Here is a 1,042-nt window from a genome sequence, read left to right on the forward strand (position 1 = left end):
AATCGGCGCAATCAGCGTCGCAACGAAGTTCAGGTTGTCACCGGGCATAACCATCTCTACGCCTTCAGGCAGTTCACACGCACCGGTTACGTCAGTCGTACGGAAGTAAAACTGCGGACGGTAACCCTTGAAGAATGGCGTGTGACGGCCACCTTCGTCCTTCGACAGAATGTAAACCTCTGCCTCGAACTTGGTGTGAGGTGTCACTGAACCCGGCTTGGACAGTACCTGACCACGCTCAACTTCTTCGCGCTTGGTACCACGCAGCAGAACACCAACGTTCTCACCCGCACGGCCTTCGTCCAGCAGCTTGCGGAACATCTCAACACCTGTACAGGTAGTGGTCTGAGTTTCCTTGATGCCGACGATTTCGATCTCTTCGCCAACCTTGATGATGCCACGCTCAACACGGCCGGTTACCACAGTACCGCGACCAGAGATTGAGAATACGTCTTCAACAGGCATCAGGAACGGCTGATCAATCGCACGCTCGGGCTCAGGGATGTAGCTGTCCAGAGTCTCAACCAGGGTCTTAACCGCAGTTGTACCCAGACCGTTCTCATCTTCGCCGTTCAGCGCCATCAGTGCAGAGCCACAGATGATGGGCGTGTCGTCACCGGGGAATTCGTACTGGTCCAGCAGCTCACGCAGCTCCATTTCAACCAGCTCTTTCATTTCCTCGAACTCTTCGGTATCAACGCCGCCGCAATCTTCCGCCAGCAGGTCCGCTTTGTTCAGGAATACAACAATGTAAGGTACGCCAACCTGACGAGACAGCAGGATGTGCTCGCGAGTCTGGGGCATAGGGCCGTCAGTCGCACCACATACCAGGATCGCGCCGTCCATCTGCGCAGCACCGGTGATCATGTTCTTCACGTAGTCCGCGTGTCCGGGACAATCAACGTGCGCGTAGTGACGATCGTTAGAGTCGTACTCAACGTGAGACGTCGCAATAGTGATACCACGCTCTTTCTCTTCAGGTGCGTTATCGATACCGTCGAACGCTACCGCTTCGCCACCGAAGACTTCGGCGCATACGCGT

At 55.6% G+C, this 1,042-nt stretch carries 1 protein-coding gene; it reads right to left on the reverse strand.

What is annotated here, in order from left to right:
* A partial coding sequence (gene tuf / locus IE089_RS15605) for an elongation factor Tu (RefSeq protein ID WP_189478781.1) occupies positions 1–1,042 on the reverse strand: 1,042 nt, incomplete at both ends.

Origin of the sequence: Parahalioglobus pacificus, assembly GCF_014652275.1 — a bacterium.
Taxonomy (GTDB): domain Bacteria; phylum Pseudomonadota; class Gammaproteobacteria; order Pseudomonadales; family Halieaceae; genus Parahalioglobus; species Parahalioglobus pacificus.